At 67.2% G+C, this 17,855-nt stretch carries 14 protein-coding genes; 4 read left to right on the top strand and 10 right to left on the bottom strand.

Features of this window, described 5'->3' with window-relative positions; translation table 11 throughout:
- Positions 1–41: 41 nt before the first annotated feature.
- Positions 42–2,387 carry an ATP-binding cassette domain-containing protein gene (locus ACIQ0W_RS09385; RefSeq protein WP_396642531.1) on the top strand — a complete coding sequence of 782 codons (2,346 nt, stop codon included), beginning with the start codon at positions 42–44 and terminating at the stop codon, positions 2,385–2,387.
- A gap of 52 nt (positions 2,388–2,439) precedes the next feature.
- Here ACIQ0W_RS09385 and ACIQ0W_RS09380 read toward each other — a convergent pair whose 3' ends face one another.
- Together ACIQ0W_RS09380 and ACIQ0W_RS09375 are read right to left on the bottom strand one after the other, a co-directional pair.
- Complete coding sequence (locus ACIQ0W_RS09380) at positions 2,440–2,940, bottom strand: recombinase family protein (protein WP_396642529.1); 501 nt, start codon at positions 2,938–2,940, stop codon at positions 2,440–2,442.
- A 67-nt stretch (positions 2,941–3,007) separates the two neighbouring features.
- The gene (locus ACIQ0W_RS09375) at positions 3,008–4,765 is read right to left on the bottom strand and encodes a cation:proton antiporter (protein ID WP_396642527.1); all 1,758 of its coding nucleotides are present in this window, start codon (positions 4,763–4,765) and stop codon (positions 3,008–3,010) included.
- A gap of 162 nt (positions 4,766–4,927) precedes the next feature.
- Between ACIQ0W_RS09375 and pip the strand changes: the two genes are divergently transcribed.
- Positions 4,928–5,941, top strand: a complete 1,014-nt coding sequence (gene pip / locus ACIQ0W_RS09370; protein WP_396642525.1) for a prolyl aminopeptidase — start codon at positions 4,928–4,930, stop codon at positions 5,939–5,941.
- 157 nt (positions 5,942–6,098) lie between these two features.
- On the opposite strand, the gene ACIQ0W_RS09365 is transcribed toward pip, so the two are convergent.
- The 4 genes from ACIQ0W_RS09365 to ACIQ0W_RS09350 form a co-directional block, all read right to left on the bottom strand.
- The gene (locus tag ACIQ0W_RS09365) at positions 6,099–7,829 is read right to left on the bottom strand and encodes an aldehyde dehydrogenase family protein (RefSeq protein WP_396642523.1); all 1,731 of its coding nucleotides are present in this window, start codon (positions 7,827–7,829) and stop codon (positions 6,099–6,101) included.
- Positions 7,810–8,076: a glutaredoxin domain-containing protein gene (locus ACIQ0W_RS09360; protein WP_396642522.1), complete on the bottom strand. Its 267-nt coding sequence runs from the start codon at positions 8,074–8,076 to the stop codon at positions 7,810–7,812. The genes ACIQ0W_RS09365 and ACIQ0W_RS09360 overlap by 20 nt, the downstream gene beginning before the upstream one ends.
- 49 nt (positions 8,077–8,125) lie before the next feature.
- Positions 8,126–8,587 (bottom strand): adenylyltransferase/cytidyltransferase family protein, encoded by a 462-nt coding sequence (locus ACIQ0W_RS09355; RefSeq protein ID WP_396642520.1) that lies wholly within the window; start codon positions 8,585–8,587, stop codon positions 8,126–8,128.
- A 153-nt stretch (positions 8,588–8,740) separates the two neighbouring features.
- Positions 8,741–9,505 (bottom strand): SGNH/GDSL hydrolase family protein, encoded by a 765-nt coding sequence (locus ACIQ0W_RS09350; protein WP_396642518.1) that lies wholly within the window; start codon positions 9,503–9,505, stop codon positions 8,741–8,743.
- A 292-nt stretch (positions 9,506–9,797) separates the two neighbouring features.
- Here ACIQ0W_RS09350 and ACIQ0W_RS09345 point away from each other — a divergent pair, with 292 nt between their 5' ends.
- Positions 9,798–11,864: a glycoside hydrolase family 71 protein gene (locus tag ACIQ0W_RS09345; RefSeq protein ID WP_396642517.1), complete on the top strand. Its 2,067-nt coding sequence runs from the start codon at positions 9,798–9,800 to the stop codon at positions 11,862–11,864.
- A gap of 49 nt (positions 11,865–11,913) precedes the next feature.
- Here ACIQ0W_RS09345 and ACIQ0W_RS09340 read toward each other — a convergent pair whose 3' ends face one another.
- On the bottom strand, positions 11,914–12,456 hold the full coding sequence (locus tag ACIQ0W_RS09340; RefSeq protein ID WP_396642644.1) for a hypothetical protein: 543 nt from the start codon (positions 12,454–12,456) through the stop codon (positions 11,914–11,916).
- An 8-nt stretch (positions 12,457–12,464) separates the two neighbouring features.
- Complete coding sequence (locus tag ACIQ0W_RS09335; RefSeq protein WP_396642515.1) at positions 12,465–14,216, bottom strand: polysaccharide biosynthesis tyrosine autokinase; 1,752 nt, start codon at positions 14,214–14,216, stop codon at positions 12,465–12,467.
- A 121-nt stretch (positions 14,217–14,337) separates the two neighbouring features.
- Here ACIQ0W_RS09335 and ACIQ0W_RS09330 point away from each other — a divergent pair, with 121 nt between their 5' ends.
- The gene (locus tag ACIQ0W_RS09330) at positions 14,338–15,915 is read left to right on the top strand and encodes a hypothetical protein (RefSeq protein WP_396642513.1); all 1,578 of its coding nucleotides are present in this window, start codon (positions 14,338–14,340) and stop codon (positions 15,913–15,915) included.
- Here ACIQ0W_RS09330 and ACIQ0W_RS09325 read toward each other — a convergent pair.
- A complete protein-coding gene (locus ACIQ0W_RS09325; RefSeq protein WP_396642511.1) occupies positions 15,850–16,824 on the bottom strand; it encodes a GDP-L-fucose synthase family protein in 975 nt (324 codons plus the stop codon). The two genes, ACIQ0W_RS09330 and ACIQ0W_RS09325, sit on opposite strands and share 66 nt — an antisense overlap.
- On the bottom strand, positions 16,821–17,846 hold the full coding sequence (gmd, locus tag ACIQ0W_RS09320) for a GDP-mannose 4,6-dehydratase (protein WP_396642509.1): 1,026 nt from the start codon (positions 17,844–17,846) through the stop codon (positions 16,821–16,823). The genes ACIQ0W_RS09325 and gmd overlap by 4 nt, the downstream gene beginning before the upstream one ends.
- Between the last annotated feature and the right edge of the window lie 9 nt (positions 17,847–17,855).

The raw sequence follows: 17,855 nt of genomic DNA, 5'->3' as shown, positions 1-17,855 counted from the left end.
CGCGGTGTCGGGCACACTGGTCCCCGTAGAGGGGACGCACCATGGCTGATCGGTCGGCAGGACACATCGCGGACGCGCACGAGGTCATCCGCGTCGTCGGTGCACGCGAGAACAACCTCAAGAACGTCTCGCTCGAGATCCCGAAGCGTCGGCTCACGGTTTTCACCGGGGTGAGCGGCTCGGGCAAGTCCTCGCTCGTCTTCGGCACGATCGCCGCCGAGTCCCAGCGGCTGATCAACGAGACCTACTCCACCTTCATCCAGCAGTTCATGGCGGCCCCCGACCGTCCGGATGTCGATGCGCTCGAGAACCTCTCGCCCGCGATCCTTGTCGACCAGGAGCGGATGGGCGCGAACGCACGCTCGACCGTGGGAACCGCGACGGACGCGCACGCGATGCTGCGGATGCTCTTCAGCCGCCTCGGCACACCGCACATCGGATCTCCGCAGGCGTTCTCGTTCAACGTGCCCTCCGTCAGCGGGTCGGGCGTGATCAAGAAGGACGACGGCACCCGCGAGGCGCGATCCTTCACGGTGACGGGCGGGATGTGCCCGCGCTGCGAGGGACTCGGCGAGGCGAGCGACATCGACCTCGACGAACTCTTCGACAGCGGCAAGTCGCTCGCCGAGGGGGCCATCACGATCCCCGGCTACAATGTCGACGGGTGGATGGTGCGCGGCTTCACAGAGTCGGGGTTTCTCGACCCCGACAAGAAGATCCGCGACTTCACCGAGCAGGAGCGCCAGGACTTCCTCTACAAGGAGCCCGTGAAGGTCAAAATGCGTGACTTCAACATGACCTACGAGGGCTTGATTCCGAAGATCACGAAGAGCTTCCTCCAGAAGGATCGCGATGCGCTGCAGCCCCACATCCGCGCCTTCGTCGATCGCGCGGTCAAGTTCACCGCCTGTCCCGACTGCGGCGGGACGCGCCTGAGCGAGGCGGCGCGATCGTCGACGATCGGGGGCGTGAGCATCGCGGATGCGGCGGCCATGCAGATCACGGACCTCGCCGCGTGGCTCCGGACGATCGACGACCCCGAGGTCGCACCGCTTCTGGCGGGCCTCCGCCACCTGGTCGACTCGTTCGTGGAGATCGGTCTGGGGTACCTGTCGCTCGATCGCTCCAGCGGAACGCTGTCGGGCGGAGAGGCGCAGCGCACCAAGATGATCCGCCACCTCGGATCGAGCCTGACCGACATCACCTATGTGTTCGACGAGCCGACCGCGGGACTCCACCCGCACGACATCGAGCGCATGAACGATCTCCTCCGACGCCTGCGCGACAAGGGCAACACCGTGCTGGTCGTCGAGCACAAACCCGAGGTGATCGCGATCGCCGACCACGTCGTGGACCTGGGTCCGGGTGCCGGGCGCAACGGGGGAGAGATCACCTTCACGGGGGATGTCGCGGGGCTCCGCGCCTCCGACACCCTCACCGGCCGCCATCTGGATCATCGCGCCCGGCTGAAGCCCTCCGTGCGCGCATCCACGAGCGCCCTGCAGATCCGCGGCGCGACGCAGCACAACCTGCAGAACGTCGACGTCGACATCCCGCTCGGCATCCTGACCGTCGTGACGGGGGTGGCCGGATCGGGCAAGTCGTCGCTCATCCACGGGCACCTGCCGTCGTTCGAGGACGTCGTGGTCGTCGACCAGGCACCGATCCGCGGTTCTCGGCGCAGCAACCCGGCGACCTACACGGGTGTGCTCGATGGCATCCGCGCCGCCTTCGCGAAGGCGAATGGTGTCAAACCCGCCCTCTTCAGCGCGAACTCGGCCGGCGCCTGCCCCGTCTGCAAGGGACTCGGGATCATCATCACCGAGCTCGGGTTCGCCTCGACGGTCGAGACGGTCTGCGAGGTGTGCGAGGGCAAGGGCTTCTCGGACGAGGTTCTCGCGTACCGCCTGAACGGGGTCAACATCCACGAGGTCATGTCGATGTCGGCGGCCGAGGCATCCGAGTTCTTCCCGTCCGGCCCGGCCCACACGACGCTGGCGCGGATGGTCGACGTGGGACTTTCGTACATCACGCTCGGCCAGCGCCTGAATACGCTCTCGGGGGGTGAGCGACAGCGCCTGAAGCTCGCCATCAGCATGGCCAGGAAAGGCGCGGTGTACGTGCTCGACGAACCGACGACGGGACTGCACCTGGCCGACGTCGACAACCTGCTGGGGCTGCTCGACCGCCTGGTCGACGCCGGGAACTCGGTCATCGTGATCGAGCATCACCAGGCTGTGATGGCTCACGCCGACTGGATCATCGACATGGGTCCGGGAGCGGGACGTGATGGCGGTCGGATCGTCTTCGAGGGCACTCCGGCCGAGTTGGTGGCATCGGGACAAACTCTGACCGCCCAGCACCTTCGGACGTACGTCGGCTCCTGACGACCCGGCCATCGAGCACGGCGCGCAGCGCCGAGTCGAAATGCCGGTGCGGTCAGCGTCCGGTGTCGAACAGGTGCCGCCCGCCGTGGCTGAGCACCTTCACGACGACACCGCGCGCGTGCAGCTCCGCGACGGCGCGCGTCTCTTCGTCGATGTCCCGCCCCAGGGCGTGCACGTTCGCAACGACGAGGACGTCCCCATGCTGGAGGGTAGCGAAGAACCGACCGAGCCGGTCGGACCATCCCTCGAGGATCTCGGGTGAGGGGTGCCGGAACCCCGCGATGGGCACGCCGAAGCGGGTCAGCTCATCTCGCTGTTCGGTGACCGTGGGCATCCCGTCGCGTGCGACGACGAGACCGACGAGGCGGGCACCCGCGGGCCGGGCCAGCCACCAGTCGCGATCGCGCTGCAACTCGGTGAAGCACTTCGGGCATTCGGCTGCGAGGTGGGGCAGATGCAGGGGGGCCGTCGTGTCTGTGGCGCAGTCTTCCTGCCGGTCCGTGGAGGGCGCGTGGGTATGACCGTCGGCGACCGCGTCGATCGTTTCGTTCATGGGTGCTCCCTGCTCACAGACCCGCACGATCCATTGTGCATGAGTCGGTGCACGAGCGCGCCGTGACTTACTCGCCGGTCCGCTCGGAATCGCTGAGACGCATCTGGATGCTGAGCTCGTCCGCGTCCAGCTCGTCGAGCGAGTGCCGGAGCGCGGCGGTGCTGTAGGTGCCGTCGCGGCGCAGTTCCAGCAGGCGATCGTGCATGGCGTGGATCATGGCCAGGCGCAATTCGCTCATCTCCATCGCTCGCGCGTTCGAGTCGTCTTCGGGGGGCTGCAGCACGCGTGCCCGTACCCGCGCCACGATCTCCGTATCGAAGGATGTCCCGTCGCCTCGACGCAGATCCGGGGAAGCCAGGGCGGTCGCGGCCGCGGTCTGCAACTCGTCCCGCAGGTTGTCGCGTTCCTCCGGGGATGCGCCGCCGCCCGACCCTGCGAGCCCCAGTCGGCGCGCTACCCAGCCGAGGGTCCCTCCCTGGATCAGCAGAGTCCCCGCGGCCACGAAGAATGCCACGAGCAGCAGCGTCGCCCGGCTCTCCGTCTCCCGCGGAAGGGTCTGTGCCGCCGCGACGGTCACGGCTCCCCGCATGCCGGCCCAGACGATCAGCGAGCCATGCCGCCACCCCAGGGGCGATGCTTCGTAGTAGTCCAGATCGGCACGAGCCCGAGTCATCCGCAGGCTGAAATGGAACAGGCGACGCGGATGGTTCGGGCCTTTCGCGCGAGCTCGGACGGGCCCGCGGCGCGGCCTGCCCGCCAGAGCATCGGAGGCCGAGGCATCCGTGACCCTCTTGTCCCAGTCGTCGAAGCGGTCGCGCAGCGACGAGATCCTGCGAGCCCGACGGCTCTGCGCCCAGACGAGGGGCGCGACATAAAGAATGCGCACGGCGAGCACGATCAGGATCGCGACGAGGGCGAGCGTGGCGGCATGCCAGACGCCCTCGTGCTTCTCTTCGCTCTCGACGATGAGGCCGTACAGCTCGAGGCCCATGATGAGGAAGACGCCGCCCTCGAGAACCAGTTCGATCGTCCGCCAGTTGAGGGCGTCCGACATCCGTTGTTCCGCCGTGAACCAGCGCGCCGAGCCCTGCCCGGTCACGATCCCGGCAACCACGGCGGCGACGAGGCCCGAACCGCCGAAGTACTCGGTGGGGACGTAGGCGATGAACGGGATCGTGAAGCTGAGTGCGGTGTTGGCCGTCGGGCTGGCGACCCAGGCCCGTACCCGCAGGTTGACGAAGCCGACCACCGCGCCGACGACGACCGCCAACAGCACGGCCCAGCCGAAGTCCCAGATGGTGTCCAAGACCGAGAACGATCCCGTCACCGCCGCGATCGCCGAACTCAGCAGCACGAGCGCCGTGGCGTCATTGAGCAGGCTCTCGCCCTCGAGCACCGTCACGATGCGGGGCGAGATCCCGAGCTTTCGCACGATGGATGTCGCCACGGCATCCGTCGGGCTCAGGATCGCGCCCAGACCGATCGCGAGAGCGATGCCGAGACCGGGCACCAGCACGGCGAAGATGCCCCCGAGGACGAGCGACGAGATCAGCACCAGGCCGACGGACAGTGCCCCGATCAGGCCGAAATCGCGCCGGAACTCCACGGCGGGCAGTGCCACCGCCGCCGAATACAGCAGCGGCGGAAGGATGCCCGCCAGGATCCACTCGGGCTCGACCTCGAACTCGGGAACGAAGGGCAGAAAGCTGACCACGATGCCGAGAGCAACCAGCGCGAGGGGGCCCGCAACGCCGACGCGCGGCGCGAGGGCGGTGACGAGGGCGACCGCGACGACGCCCATCACCACCAGCAGAATCAGATCCACGTCCGTCCTTCCGAACCCCGAGGGTGTCCACCCTCGCTGGTGAGCGTGACGGTCGTCACTCGAGCCATGCGTAGAGCCTAGGGGTCGGTTCTTCAGAGGCGGGGTCTGCCGACCTCGGGAGGGCGTCCCGATGATCGGCGGGGGACGCGATAGCGTGGCCGAATGGTGTCCACCCCCGACGAGAGCTCTGCGGCGCACGTCTCGTCGCATCCCGTCTCGTCGCCCCTGTACCCGCCGATAGAGCCCTACGAGTCCGGCGAGCTGTTGGTGGGGGATGGCCAACGGATCTATTGGGAGTGCAGCGGCAATCCGAAGGGCAAGCCCGTCGTCTTCCTGCACGGCGGACCGGGTGCGGGCACGTCCGCCTGGCACCGGCGGCTCTTCGACCCCGAGAAGTACCGCATCGTGCTGTTCGATCAGCGCGGTTGCGGACGCAGCACCCCGCACGCCAGCGACCCCGGCGACGACCTGCGCTACAACACGACGTGGCACCTCGTCGCCGACATCGAGTTGCTGCGCAAGAACCTCGGCATCGCGCGCTGGCAGGTGTTCGGTGGCTCGTGGGGGAGTGCCCTCGCGCTGGCGTACGCGCAGACGCATCCGGCGGTCGTGACCGAGATCATCCTGCGCGGGGTCTTCACGCTGCGCCGGCACGAGCTCGAGTGGTTCTACGAGGGCGGCGCCTCGGCGATCTTCCCGGACCTGTGGGAGGACTTCATCGCGCCGATCCCGGTGCTGGAGCGCTCACGGATGATCGACGCGTACCACCGCCGCCTGACCGACCCCGATCCGAACGTGCATGTGCCCGCAGCCGTGGCGTGGAGTCGCTGGGAGGCATCCACACTCACCCTGCGCCCTGACGCGGCGCTCGTCGCCTCGATGACCGAGCCCGCCGCGGCGACCGCGTTCGCGCGGATCGAGAACCACTACTTCGTCCATGGCGGCTGGTTCCGCGAGGGGCAGTTGATCGAGGATGTCGGAATCCTTCGAGACATCCCTGCCGTCATCGTGCAGGGGCGCTATGACATCTGCACGCCGCCCATGACCGCGTGGGACTTGCGTCGGGCGTGGCCCGAGGCTCACTTCGTGCTCGTCGCCGACGCCGGGCATTCGGCCACCGAGCCCGCCATCCAGTCCGCGCTCGTCGCGGCGACAGACCGCTTCGCCTCACGCTGACCCCGGCGCTGCACCCCGCCCGCCATTCGGCGGCCGAAACACCCCTTGCGCCACGACAAACCCCCCGGCGAGGGGTGTTTCGTCGTGCGAGGGGTGTTTCGGCGGCACGGCGCTACGCTCCGCCCGCTTCGGTCACTGAGCCTGTCGAAGTGACCAGCTAAGCGCGCAGCGCCCGGGCCAGGGTCCGCGCGAGTCCCGCGACGTTGCCCGTCATCTGGTACCGCGTGAACCCCTCGCTCACCACGGCGCCGGTTCGCGCCGTGACGAACCAGGGCGGCTTGGGCAGCACGGTCCGCTCGGCGGGGTCGCGCACGTCGCCGAGCGAGCGGGGGAACGGGCGGAACGGTCCCTGGACGACCGTCCGTTCGACGCCGTCGAGCAGCAGGGCGTTGTGCACGATGCCGATCCCGCTGCCGACGTCCTCGAGCGTTCCGCCCGGGTAGGCGCCCCACGTCCCGTTCGCGAGCAAGAAGTTGAAGCCCGTCCAGGCGTTGATCGCGATGGCGCCATAGCGCAGCTCGGCGATCGCCTCGTCGAAGCCCGCGCCGAGGGCGGTTCGCGTCGCGGGATCGATCAGGAGGTTCGCCCCCAGGGTGCCGGTGAGGCGGTCGTTCGCGTGGGCGACGGCGTCGTCGAGGAACTGCTGGCCTGTACCCGGCAGGTCGATCACGCCGAGGATCGGCGCGAAGTACTCCGTGGTCTCGAGCGCCGAGGCATCCTGTTCCGCACCGATCACCATGAGGACGCGCTCGCCGCCACCGTCATACGTCTCCGCGACGGGAGAGTCGGCGGCAGCCCGCGCGACGCGCTCGGGCGCCTGCGGGTACCAGGTCGGGCGGTGCGGAGCGCGTAGGTATGCGGCGCGGAGCTCGGAGAGGAATGCGCCGCGCTGCGCCCAGTCCCGTGAGATGACGACGACCTGGCCCGCGATGCAGTTGTGTCCGGCGTTCTGTAGGCGCATCGTCACGACGTGCTCGGCCTGAAAGCGCAGGTCGGCCGCCGTCCATTCGCCGGGGACCACGATGACGGGCGAAACCCCGCCGAGCTCGGCGGTGATCGGTTTGGGCATCACCGGGTCGTCATCCCGCCGCCGTCGTGCCGCATCTTCACCGGTGCCCCACACGATGGCGTCGAACGTCGCCTCGGATCCCGTGATGTGGACATGGTTGATGCCGGGGTGCCTGGTCAGGGCTGCGCCGACCGTGCCGTCGCCCGTGACGATGCGCAGGAACCCCGCCGCGATCAGCGGTGCGAGCGCTCGCCGCAAGGTCGGCGCGAGGGTATCCATCGTCGGGTTGAGCTTGAGGATCGCGACACGGTTGCCGGCGATCAGCTCGTACAGCACGTCGAGCACCGGAATCGCGGTCACGTTGCCGGCTCCCAGTACCAGACCGACGCCACCCGCGTCGGTCGGATGCCGCTGGCCGAGCCCAGCGGCCCTGCGGGCATCCTGCGCCGTCACCCCGGGCCGCAGCCATACTTCCGCCGTGAATCCCGATAGCAGGAGCGCATCGGTGGGAGTCGCAGGGAACGCGGGCACCGTCACGCGTCCGCCCGGAGCGGTGCCGAGGGCCAGGGCGTCGATGGGACTCCGTCCCGCGCTCAGTTCCCCGAGGGTGCGAACAAACGCATCGAGCGCGACGATCACCGCGTACGGGCCGCTCAGCCACTCCTCGCCCCGGAGCGGGTGCCGACCGTCCAGACCCTTCATGAGGGCGGCCTGTTCGGCCCACTCCGGTGCGCAGGCGACGACCCTCGCGCGCACGCGCTCGAGGAGGCGAGCACGCTGCGCGAGCGTGAGGTGAGTCCAGGAGTGAAGCCCGGTCTGCAGGGCCGCTATGTCGTCGTCGAGGGTGGCAGCGACGGGGTCAGACGAGATCGAGCTCACGGAGCTTCGACTCGACGTCGGCGTTCGACGGCTCGACCTGGAACGAGGCATCCGGATACAGAACGACGGGGATGTTGGTGCGTCCCGAGATGTCACGAGCGACATCCGCAGCCGACGGGTCGGCGACGAGGTCGACGTACGTGTAGGCGATGCCCAGTCCGTCGAGCTGCTTCTTGGTGCGGATGCAGTCGCGGCACCAGTCCGCTCCGAACATGGTGATGGTTTCGACGGGAGTCTCGGTAGTCATCCCTCAAGCCTAGAACCGGCCTGCAGCAGTGGCGCCGTTCACGCAGTGGTCACGCCTGCGCGACGCGCTCGCCCTGGCGTGTGACACCGCGCGTCGTGATGGCATCGAGCGCACGGCGAAGGGCGCTGCTCGAAGTATGGGCCGTGTACGGGAAGTACACGACCTCGACGCCGACCTGAGCGAATTCCCGCTCCAAACGCAGACCTTTCTCGGTGCCGCGCCAGTCATCACCCTTGAAGAAGTGCGTGAAGCCGACCTCGCGCCACGCGTCGAGCTTGTCGGGTCCGGTCTCGACGTAGACGCCGTCGACATAGCGGATGTTGCGCACGATCTCGGCGCGCTCAGCAGTGGGGATGATGGATTCGATCCCCTTGACCTGACGCAGCATCTCGTCGCTCACGACACCCGCGATCAGAGTGTCGCAGTTCTCCTTCGCGTGACGAAGGATGTTCAGGTGTCCGACGTGGAACAAGTCGAAAGCGCCTGCGGCATAGCCAATACGTTGCGTCATGATCTCCCCAAGATCAGATCGGGCTCCCCAGCCCGGTACTACACGAGAACACACCCCAAGTCGGTGTTCTGCTAGCGCGATACTACAACTACCCCTGGTCGAACGCGAGTTTGCGCCTCAGCGAATTGAGTGTTCCTGCAGGCCGCGAGTGGTTCAGGCGCCCAGGGCGGCGGCGAGAGCCGCCTGGACTTCGGCGGCGAGCGCCCGGTAGCCCTCGGCATTCGGGTGGACGCCGTCCTCCGAAATCAGGGCTTCTTGTGCGCGGAGCGGTTGATTCGTCTCGATCACGGTCACGCCGTTGGTTGCCGCCGCTTCGTCGATCGCAACCGAGAGGTTGCCGAGCGCGTTCGGCGGCGCATCGTCGTCGAACCATGGTTCGACGACGAATATCTGTGCGTCGGGATACCGCTCCCGAAGCTGTGCGAAGAGCGTGTCAGCCGCCGCGAGAACATCCGCCGGCGCGGCTCCCAGGTCGTTGCGTCCGCCCGCGACGAAGATGTATCGCGGACTGCCGACGATCTCGGAGCTCGCCTCGAGGTACGTGCCGCAGTAGGGCCGTCCGCAGCCGTTGGCATCGGATGTCGCGATGTACCCGGTGCCGCCGAGCGCGAGGTTCGCGACGTCCCATCCCCGCTCGTCGCCGACGAGGTCGGGCCATCGGACACCTTCGCCACCGACGCCTTGCGTATACGAGTCACCGAGGAACACGGCGAGTGATTTGGGCTCAGGAATCTGCGGCGTGGGCGCCGACGTGGGCGCTGCGAAGGTCGGTGCCGGGCGGGCGGAAGCCACGCCTCCCGAGGAGATGGCTATGGCGCCGCCGCATACGACGGCGGCGACGAGGAAGAGAGACCACAGCGGCATACCCCCGATATCCCGGGTGAAGAACCGCGCCGCGCCCCCAGAGTCACGGTGCATACGCGTAATCGTAGGCGATTTTGGATAACGGTCGACAATCTCTCCCTGCCTGGTCGCACGACCCGCTGAGTCGAAACTGGCGATCGTCGCCCGCAGCGGCTATGGTTCACGGAACGTCTGGGGACGCGTGATCGGTGGGTGGGGCCGTGATGCATGGGCAGAAGTGTTGCCTCAAAGCCGCGAAACCGATAGGAAATCCTCCACCGTGACCAAGAGACGCCGCGATTCCGCGCACGCAGAACCGATGCATCGATATGCGCGACGGGGCCCGGCGCATGCCGCGCCACCCGTTGTGCGCAAGCGGTCACGCAGGGCATCGGCCCTCGCCGTGGTCGTTGCGGTCGTCGCACTTCTGATTCCGACGACAGTCGTCGCAACCGGCGCTGCCGCGTCGGCGACCACCACGCTCAGTGCCGTGGATACCGGATGGACGACGTCCCGCGAGCCCAACAAGCCGCAGCGCCAGACCTATCTGAGCGCGACCGCCGTTCAAGATCGGACGTTTCTGAAGTTCTCCGGAACGTCCCTGAAGGGCAAAGTCATCACGTCCGCGAAACTCGTGCTGACGGTCAACGCGACCACCGCGACGAAGGCCGGCGTCGTCGTCGCCAAGACCTCCACGTCATGGCAGTCCCGCACGTTGACGCACGTCGACCGGCCGGGCGATGGCGGCAAGGTGTCCCGCGAGACGCCCGCGGTGGCGCCGCGCCGCACTGTAGAGGTTCCGATCGACCCCGCGGCCATCTCGACGTCGGGATCATTCTCCTTCTCGGTCGCCTACTCGCAGAAGTACATCCAGCTGAAGTTCTACCGGACGGGATCCAAAGCGCCGAAGCTCCTGGTTGAATACCAGGACGCGCCGACCGCGAGTGTCACGCCGACGCCGTCCTCGGTACCGAGCGCCACTCCGGTGCCGCCTCAGTCACCGTCACCCACGCCGACGGCGACGCCGTCCGCCTCCCCGACTCCTACGCCCACGCCGACACCGACGCCGACCCAGCCGCCCGCGCCCGCCCCGCCGACGGTGCCCGTGGACTCGACGACGCCCGACCTCGATGGGCCACTCGTCTTCGCGCATTACTTCGTGCCGTACCCGCTCTCTCTGGACAACCAGCGCGCCGAGAACGACTACTACGCACGCAACTACCTCAAGCCCGAGGGTGAGAACGGTAAGGCCGCCGAGTCGGGAGGTCGCCTCAGGGATCGGCCCTTGTCCCCGGGAGTCTCCTCGTATTCGGACTGGCAAGTGCGCAACTTCATGACCGAAATCCGACAGGCCAAGGATGCGGGGATCGACGGTTGGACCCTGGACCTGTTGTCGCCTTCAGGGCAGAACTGGCAAGCGGTGATCAACATGATGAAGGCTGCCGATCGAGTCGGCGGATTCCTTGTCGTTCCCATGGTGGATGGAACGGCGAGCTTCAGTAAAGAATCGCCGAAGACGGTGGCCCAGCTGCTCGCCTCTCTGTACGCGTACGACTCCGTCTATGTCGAGGACGGTGAGTACTTCCTCTCTTCGTTCAAAGCGGAGGGCCGGTCGGTTGCGTGGTGGACGGAGGTCATCGGACTGCTGGAGTCGGAATACAAGCTGCCCATTACCTTCCAGGCCGTCTTCCTCGACGCCGGCGAGAGGAATATGCAGGCGTTTGCAGGGATCGCGGACGGTTTCGGGAACTGGGGGATGCGAACCGAGGCGAACATTCTTCGAACGCCCAACAACGACGCGCGGGCCGCTGCGCACGGCAAGACGTGGATGGAGCCGATCGCGCTCCAGGATGTCCGGGCGCTGTCCTACACGTATGCGGACTCGTACAACACCGCATCGGTACGGGCCCAATGGGCGAAAGCCATCCGGGAGCAGGTGGACTACATCCAGCTCGTCACCTGGAACGATTACAGCGAATCGACGCACATCAATCCGTCGGTCGCTCATGGCGAGTCGTTCCTCGACCTCACGCGGTACTACTCCGAGTGGTTCCACTCCGGTGCTCAGCCGGCGATCACCGAGGACGCGATGATTGTGACGCACCGGATCCAGTTCCACAATGCGACTCCGACGTACCGGCATCGACTCATGACGCCGAACCTGGGTGGTGAGAGCTTCTCGCCGCGCGACACCGTCGAGGCGCTCGTCTGGCTGACGGCACCGGCGACGGTCGAGATCACCGCGGGCGGCAAGACGACGACCTTCTCGGCGCCGGCGGGCGTCACGGCATTCACCGCACCGCTGCAACTCGGCACGATCAGCGCCAAGATCACGCGGAACGGTTCCACCGTGGACTCCGCGGTGTCGCCCCACCCGGTGGTGTCGAACCCGTACACGCAGGACCTGCAGTACTACGCCGTCACTACCTGGTAGCTGATGTTCCGTGCGGTTCCCCGCTACTGACGAAGGGGAACCGCACGGATCAGGATGCGGCTACGAGGGCGGTGACCAGCGTCTCGAGACCGCGGTCCAGCTGCAGGGCGGTGCGACGGTAGACACCCATTCGGCGTCCCCAGGGATCGTCGATGTCATCCTCGGCTGAAGCGGGGCCCGCCATCCCGCGCGACGCGCGCGCATGTCCCAAGACGAACTCCACGCGGGTACCGGCGTCGATCGTCGGGGCGGGGACGTCGAGCAGTCGAGACAATTGACGCAGAGTGAAGCTCTTCGTGGCGTGCTCGGGGCTCAGTCGAGACACGAAAGCACGATGATCGCGTTCCGCCGTGACGACCAGGCCGGCGCGATCGAGGATGTCCCGGTTCAGCCTGCGGGCGCGGAAATCGGATGCGTCGATTCCCTGCTCGTGAAGGATGCGCTGCATCGCCGGTGCGACCGGGTGATCCACGAGAGCGGCCGTCCCTGCGGATTCGATGCGCACATCACCCGCCGCCCCGCCGAGGCGGGCCCTCAGCCCGTACTCGAGATACGGAGAGCGGCAGATGTTGCCGGTGCAGACGAAGAGGATGGTCTCGCTCAGGAGCGCGATCCGTCCGAACCGGGACGAGCGGCCGTCGAGGCGTCCGCGGCGCTCATACGCGTGAAATCGGTCGTCCGCGGGAGCGACTTCGGTCGCCCCGTCCGCACGGGTTCGTCGATGTCGTCGTCATCACCCGCGTCGTCCGGAACGTCGTCCTCGTCCGCTTCGCTCGCGTCGTCCGGAACGTCGTCCTCGTTCTCGTCGTCCGCGCCGAGGGCGACGTCGTCGAGGTCAGCGACGTCTCCGTCGCTTTCGCCCTCGAACTCGATCCCCGCGTACGCATCGTCGTCACGTTCCTTCGCGTCGTCGAGGATCTCGTGCTCGGACTCGTCCTCCGCGCCCTGGGGGCCATTCGAACGAGAGCCCCCTGCACCAGCCGCGAGGTCGGCGGATGCGGCCCGACCGTCCCGGGGAGTGTATGTGTAGCGGTACCTGCTCGCACGGGTTGTTCGCGACATGTTCAAGACAGCACCGTCGACGGGTGCCCCGATCGCAGCCAGGCGGTCGACAGCACGTCGAAGATCCCTGACCCGAAGCACTCGATCGCCCACAACGAGAATGATTCCACCGAGCAGACGGCCCAGGACGGCGGCGTCGGAGACGGCGATCAGCGGTGGACAGTCGACGATCGTGACGTCGAACCGTTCGCGGATGCGCTGGAAAGTGGCGACGGCGGCAGCTGACTCGAGGAGTTCGCTCGGGTTGGGGGGCATGTCGCCGGCCGGCAGGATCTGAAGTCCGTCCTCACCCCACGGGATGAGCGCCTCGTCGATCGTGCGGTCACCCGCGAGCACCGCCGAGAATCCTGCGGACTCGGGAAGGTCGAACAGGTTCGAGATCGTCGGACGACGCAGGTCCGCTTCGACAAGGCAGACGGCAACGCCCGATGCGGCCAGGGCCGCTGCCATGTTGGCCGCCGTGGAGCTCTTGCCCTCGCCCGGGATCGACGAGGTGATCACGAAGACCTTGTGCGTTTCGCCCGGCTGCAAGAAACGCATGTTGGCCCGAAGCTGGCGGTACTCCTCGGCGCGCAGCGAGTGCGCGTCCGAGGTGAGCGCGAGCGGCTGACGTTGGGCTCGCCGATCGAACGAGATCGAACCGATGACCGGGATCGCTGCGATCTCGGTGACCTGGTCGGCCGAACGCACCCGCGCATCGATGACGCCGCGGAGCACGACGATGATGGTGGCGACGATGAGGCCGCTGAGAAGCCCCAGGATGAGCAGAAGGGTGACGTTCGGGGACGAGGGATTGGCCGGCGCGGTCGCTGATTCGATCACCTGCACGCGCACGGGGGACTCACCGTCCACGCGAGGGGTCAGGGAGGGGGCGACCTCAGACAGGTTCAACGCGACCGCGTTGGCGATCGCGGCGGCGCGGTCTGGTGAGCGGTCCGTTGCCGAGATCGTGATGACGCTGGTGTTCAACTGAACGGATGCCGAGACGAGGCGGCGCAGCTCGCCGATCGTCATCGGCAGCTCGAGCTGCTCCACGACGGGCGCGAGGACGACCTCGCGTGTCGCGACGGCACCGAAGTTGCGCGCCTGCTGCTGCGCGAAATTGCCGGACTGCGCGACCTCTCCGGTCGTGCTGCCACCGGTGACCGTCACGAAGACGTCCGCGCTCGCGGTGTACTCGCGTGGCGTGACCGCGGCGACCACCTGCCCGGCGAATACACCGAGGATCGCGCACACCAGAACGACTGCCCAGTGGTAACGCACTAGCCTCAGCAGGCTTTTCGAATCCATGCCATCCCGATCTGGGCCGGCACAAACCCAGCCAACCCCCGATAGCATGTTATCGCCCGTGGCCGCGCGGCCGGTGCGCGGACGCGCGCGGGCCCCCATCCGCTTACGGAGCGATCCATACATGGCGCAGTCCAACGCCCCCGCCCGACCCGGTCCGCGGCGCGCCACGGCGCCCAGCGAGACGCCTCGCCTGGGCTGGTCCACAGACACGATGGGTGCGAACCTTCGCGGGGCCGCGCGCATCGTCCTATGGGTGCTCTCGATCGCGGTCCTCTCGGCCGCTCTGCCCGCCTACCTGATCGCGGACGTGCAGGAAGCGCCCCGCAGTGACGCGTGGATCGTCACGCTGCTGATCATGATCTGGGCGGGCATCCGACTCTCCTTCATCTGGGTCAACGGAACGCCCCGTCTGTTCGAGTTCTTCTTCTGGCTCTTCGTCTACATCTTCATGGGGTTGGCTCCGACGGCCCAGATTCGTTCGGGACTGACCTCGACCACGACCCCCGGCGTTGATCCATCGCTGGACATGGCCACCGCCGGCGTCGTTGCGCTCGGCATCGTCTGCTTCGAGCTGGGGCGGCTCGTCTGGGTATGGCGTGAGCGGACCCGCGCCGAACGGAAGGGTCCCGCCGGCCCCGTGACGGTCACGCCGGACATCGTTCGCGGTGTCAGCAGCTGGCGCACCATCCTGCTCTACGCGGTGGCACTCGCGCTCAGCGCCTACGTGCTCGTCAGGTTGGGGCCCACGGCCCTGCTGGGTAGTCGCGAGGCCGCGGGAGCCGCTCGTGAGGCGGCCTGGCCAGACCCTGCGGTACGAGCGCTCGTCTATCCCAGCGGCATCTACCCGCTCCTGGTCGCGGTGGGTGCGCTCGCGCAGTTGGCCCGCCGAGCGTCCAGCGCCACTTCGCGACGCATCGCGCTCGGGGCGGCGGTGTTCGGCGGCGCGGTGCTGGTCCTGATCGTCAATCCGGTATCGAGCGCCAGGTACACGTTCGGTACCGTCGCGTTCGCCTTGGTCATCTATGCCGGCGCCGCGGCCACACGCCGGGCGGCGCGGTTGACGATGCTCGCGGGCATCTGCGGGTTCCTCTTCCTGTTCCCGATCGCGGATGCATTCCGTCGCACCGAGGTCCGCGTGACCCGGTCGGGATTCTTCGACGAATATCTCTCCAACGGCGACTACGACGCCTTCTGGCAGATCGCCAATGCGCTGTCGTACTGGCTCGAGGGTCACGTCGTGCCCTTCAGCCAGTTCCTGGGCAGCGTGCTCTTCTGGGTTCCTCGCTCGATCTGGCCCGACAAGCCCACCGACACGGGGGTGATGCTTGCGGAGTACCGCGGCTACGCCTTCAAGAACCTGTCGGCGCCGATGTGGGCGGAGGGAGTCGTGAACGGCGGGATCGCGGGTGTCATCATCGTCTTCCTGCTGCTCGGCATCGCACTGCGAGCGATGGATACGCGAATCGTCCCGGCATTCCGCTACGGAGGAGTCTGGGGGATTGTCGGCGCGATCCTGCCGGTATACCTGACTATTCTGCTCCGGGGTTCGTTGCTGCAGGCGACGGGAGCACTGACGCTCACCATCGTCTGCATCCTGTTCGTCCGTGCCGCCAGTATCCCGGGCCGGAGAGGCTCAGCCCCTGATGTCCTTGGCGTGCGCTCGGTACCACTCGACCGTCCGGGCGAGACCTTCCGCTAGATCGATCTCAGCGGTCCACCCGGTGTCGCGCAGCGCCGAAACGTCGAGGAGCTTCTGCGGGGTCCCGTCGGGTTTGGTCGTGTCCCATTCCGTGACACCGTCGTAGCCGACCGTCTGGGAGATCTGCTCCGCGATCTCGCGGATGGTCACGTCGGATCCGGTTCCCACATTGAGGTGTTCGGGGCCGTCGTAGTGCTCCATCAGGTGCAGCAACGCGGATGCGAGATCGTCCGAGTGCATGAATTCGCGACGAGGAGTTCCCGTGCCCCAGTTCGTCACCGAAGGCGCACCCGACGCGTGGGCTTCGTCATAACGACGGATGAGCGCTGGCAGCACGTGCGAACCGAGAGGAGAGAAATTGTCGTTCGGCCCGTACAGGTTGGTCGGCATCGCCGAGATCCACGGCAACCCGTATTGGCGTCGAACGGACTGCACCTGCATGATCCCCGCGATCTTCGCGATCGCGTAGGCGTCGTTGGTCGGTTCGAGCTTTCCGGTGAGCAGCGAATCCTCTCGAATCGGCTGCTCAGCGAACTTGGGATAGATGCACGATGAGCCCAAGAACACGAGACGCTCGACGCCCACCTCCACCGCCGCATCCATGACGTTCGTCTGGATGCGGAGATTGTCGCTCAGAAAGTCGACGGGATAGGTGCTGTTCGCGAGGATTCCGCCGACTTTGGCCGCGGCAAGCATCAGGTAGCGGGGATGGGTCTCGCGCATGAAGCGGAAGACTGCATCGCGATCCATGAGGTCCAACTCGCTGGAGCGGCGCCCGACGAGGTCGGTGAAGCCCTCAGCCTCCAGCCGCCGCCACACGGCGCTGCCGGCGAGGCCGCGGTGTCCGGCCACGTAAAAGGTCGCGTCGCGGTCAAGCGCGCCAGGCGCGAAGTCCACGCCGTCGCTCATAGCGACGGCCATCCGGGGAGCGCCACCTTGTCGATCCAGGGCTTCCCCGAGTGCTCGAGGGCTTCGACGTCGGCGTCGACCATGATGCGCGCCAGCTCGAGCGGGCTCACCGTGGCCTTCCACCCGAGCTTCGCCTCGGCCTTGCTGGGGTCGCCGATGAGGGCGTCCACCTCGGTCGGGCGCAGGTAGCGCTCGTCGAACCGAACGTACTCCTGCCAGTCCAGGCCGACATGCGAGAAAGCGGTCTCGAGGAAGTCGCGGACGGTGATGCCCACACCGGTCGCCAAGACGTAGTCGTCGGGTTCGTCGACCTGCAGCATGCGCCACATGCCCTCGACGTACTCGGCGGCGTAACCCCAGTCGCGGATAGCGTCGATGTTGCCGAGGTAGACGCTGTCCTGCCGACCGAGCTTGATCGCGGCGACAGCGCGCGTGATCTTGCGCGTGACGAACGTCTCGCCACGGCGTGGCGATTCGTGATTGAAAAGGATGCCGTTCACGGCGAAGAGATCGTAGGCCTCGCGGTAGTTCTTCGTGATCCAGTAGCTGTACAGCTTCGCAACCGCATACGGCGAACGCGGGTAGAACGGTGTCGTCTCGCTCTGCGGAGGAGGCGTAGCGCCGTAGAGCTCCGAGGACGAAGCCTGGTAGAAGCGGGTCTTGATGCCGGAGGCGCGCACCGCCTCCAGCAGCCGGATCGTTCCCGTGCCGGTTGTGGCCGCTTGCTCGGGCTCATCGAACGAGACGCGAACGTGCGACTGCGCCGCCAGGTTGTAGACCTCGTCCGGGTCGATGCTGGCGAGCAGAGTCGCGAGGCGTCCACCGTCGCTCAGGTCGCCGTAGTGCAGGAAGAGCTTGGCGTCGGATTCGTGCGGGTCGACGTACAGGTGGTCGATGCGCGACGTGTTGAAGGTGGAGGCACGGCGGATGAGCCCATGGACCTCATACCCCTTGCCGAGCAGAAGCTCGGCCAGGTAGCTACCGTCCTGGCCGGTGATACCGGTGATCAAAGCGCGTTTCACGTGTCGTCC

It is taken from the genome of Microbacterium sp. (assembly GCF_044340635.1).
Classification (GTDB): domain Bacteria; phylum Actinomycetota; class Actinomycetes; order Actinomycetales; family Microbacteriaceae; genus Microbacterium.
Note: the sequence above shows the minus strand (reverse complement) of the source record. Positions and strands in the feature narration are given on the sequence as shown.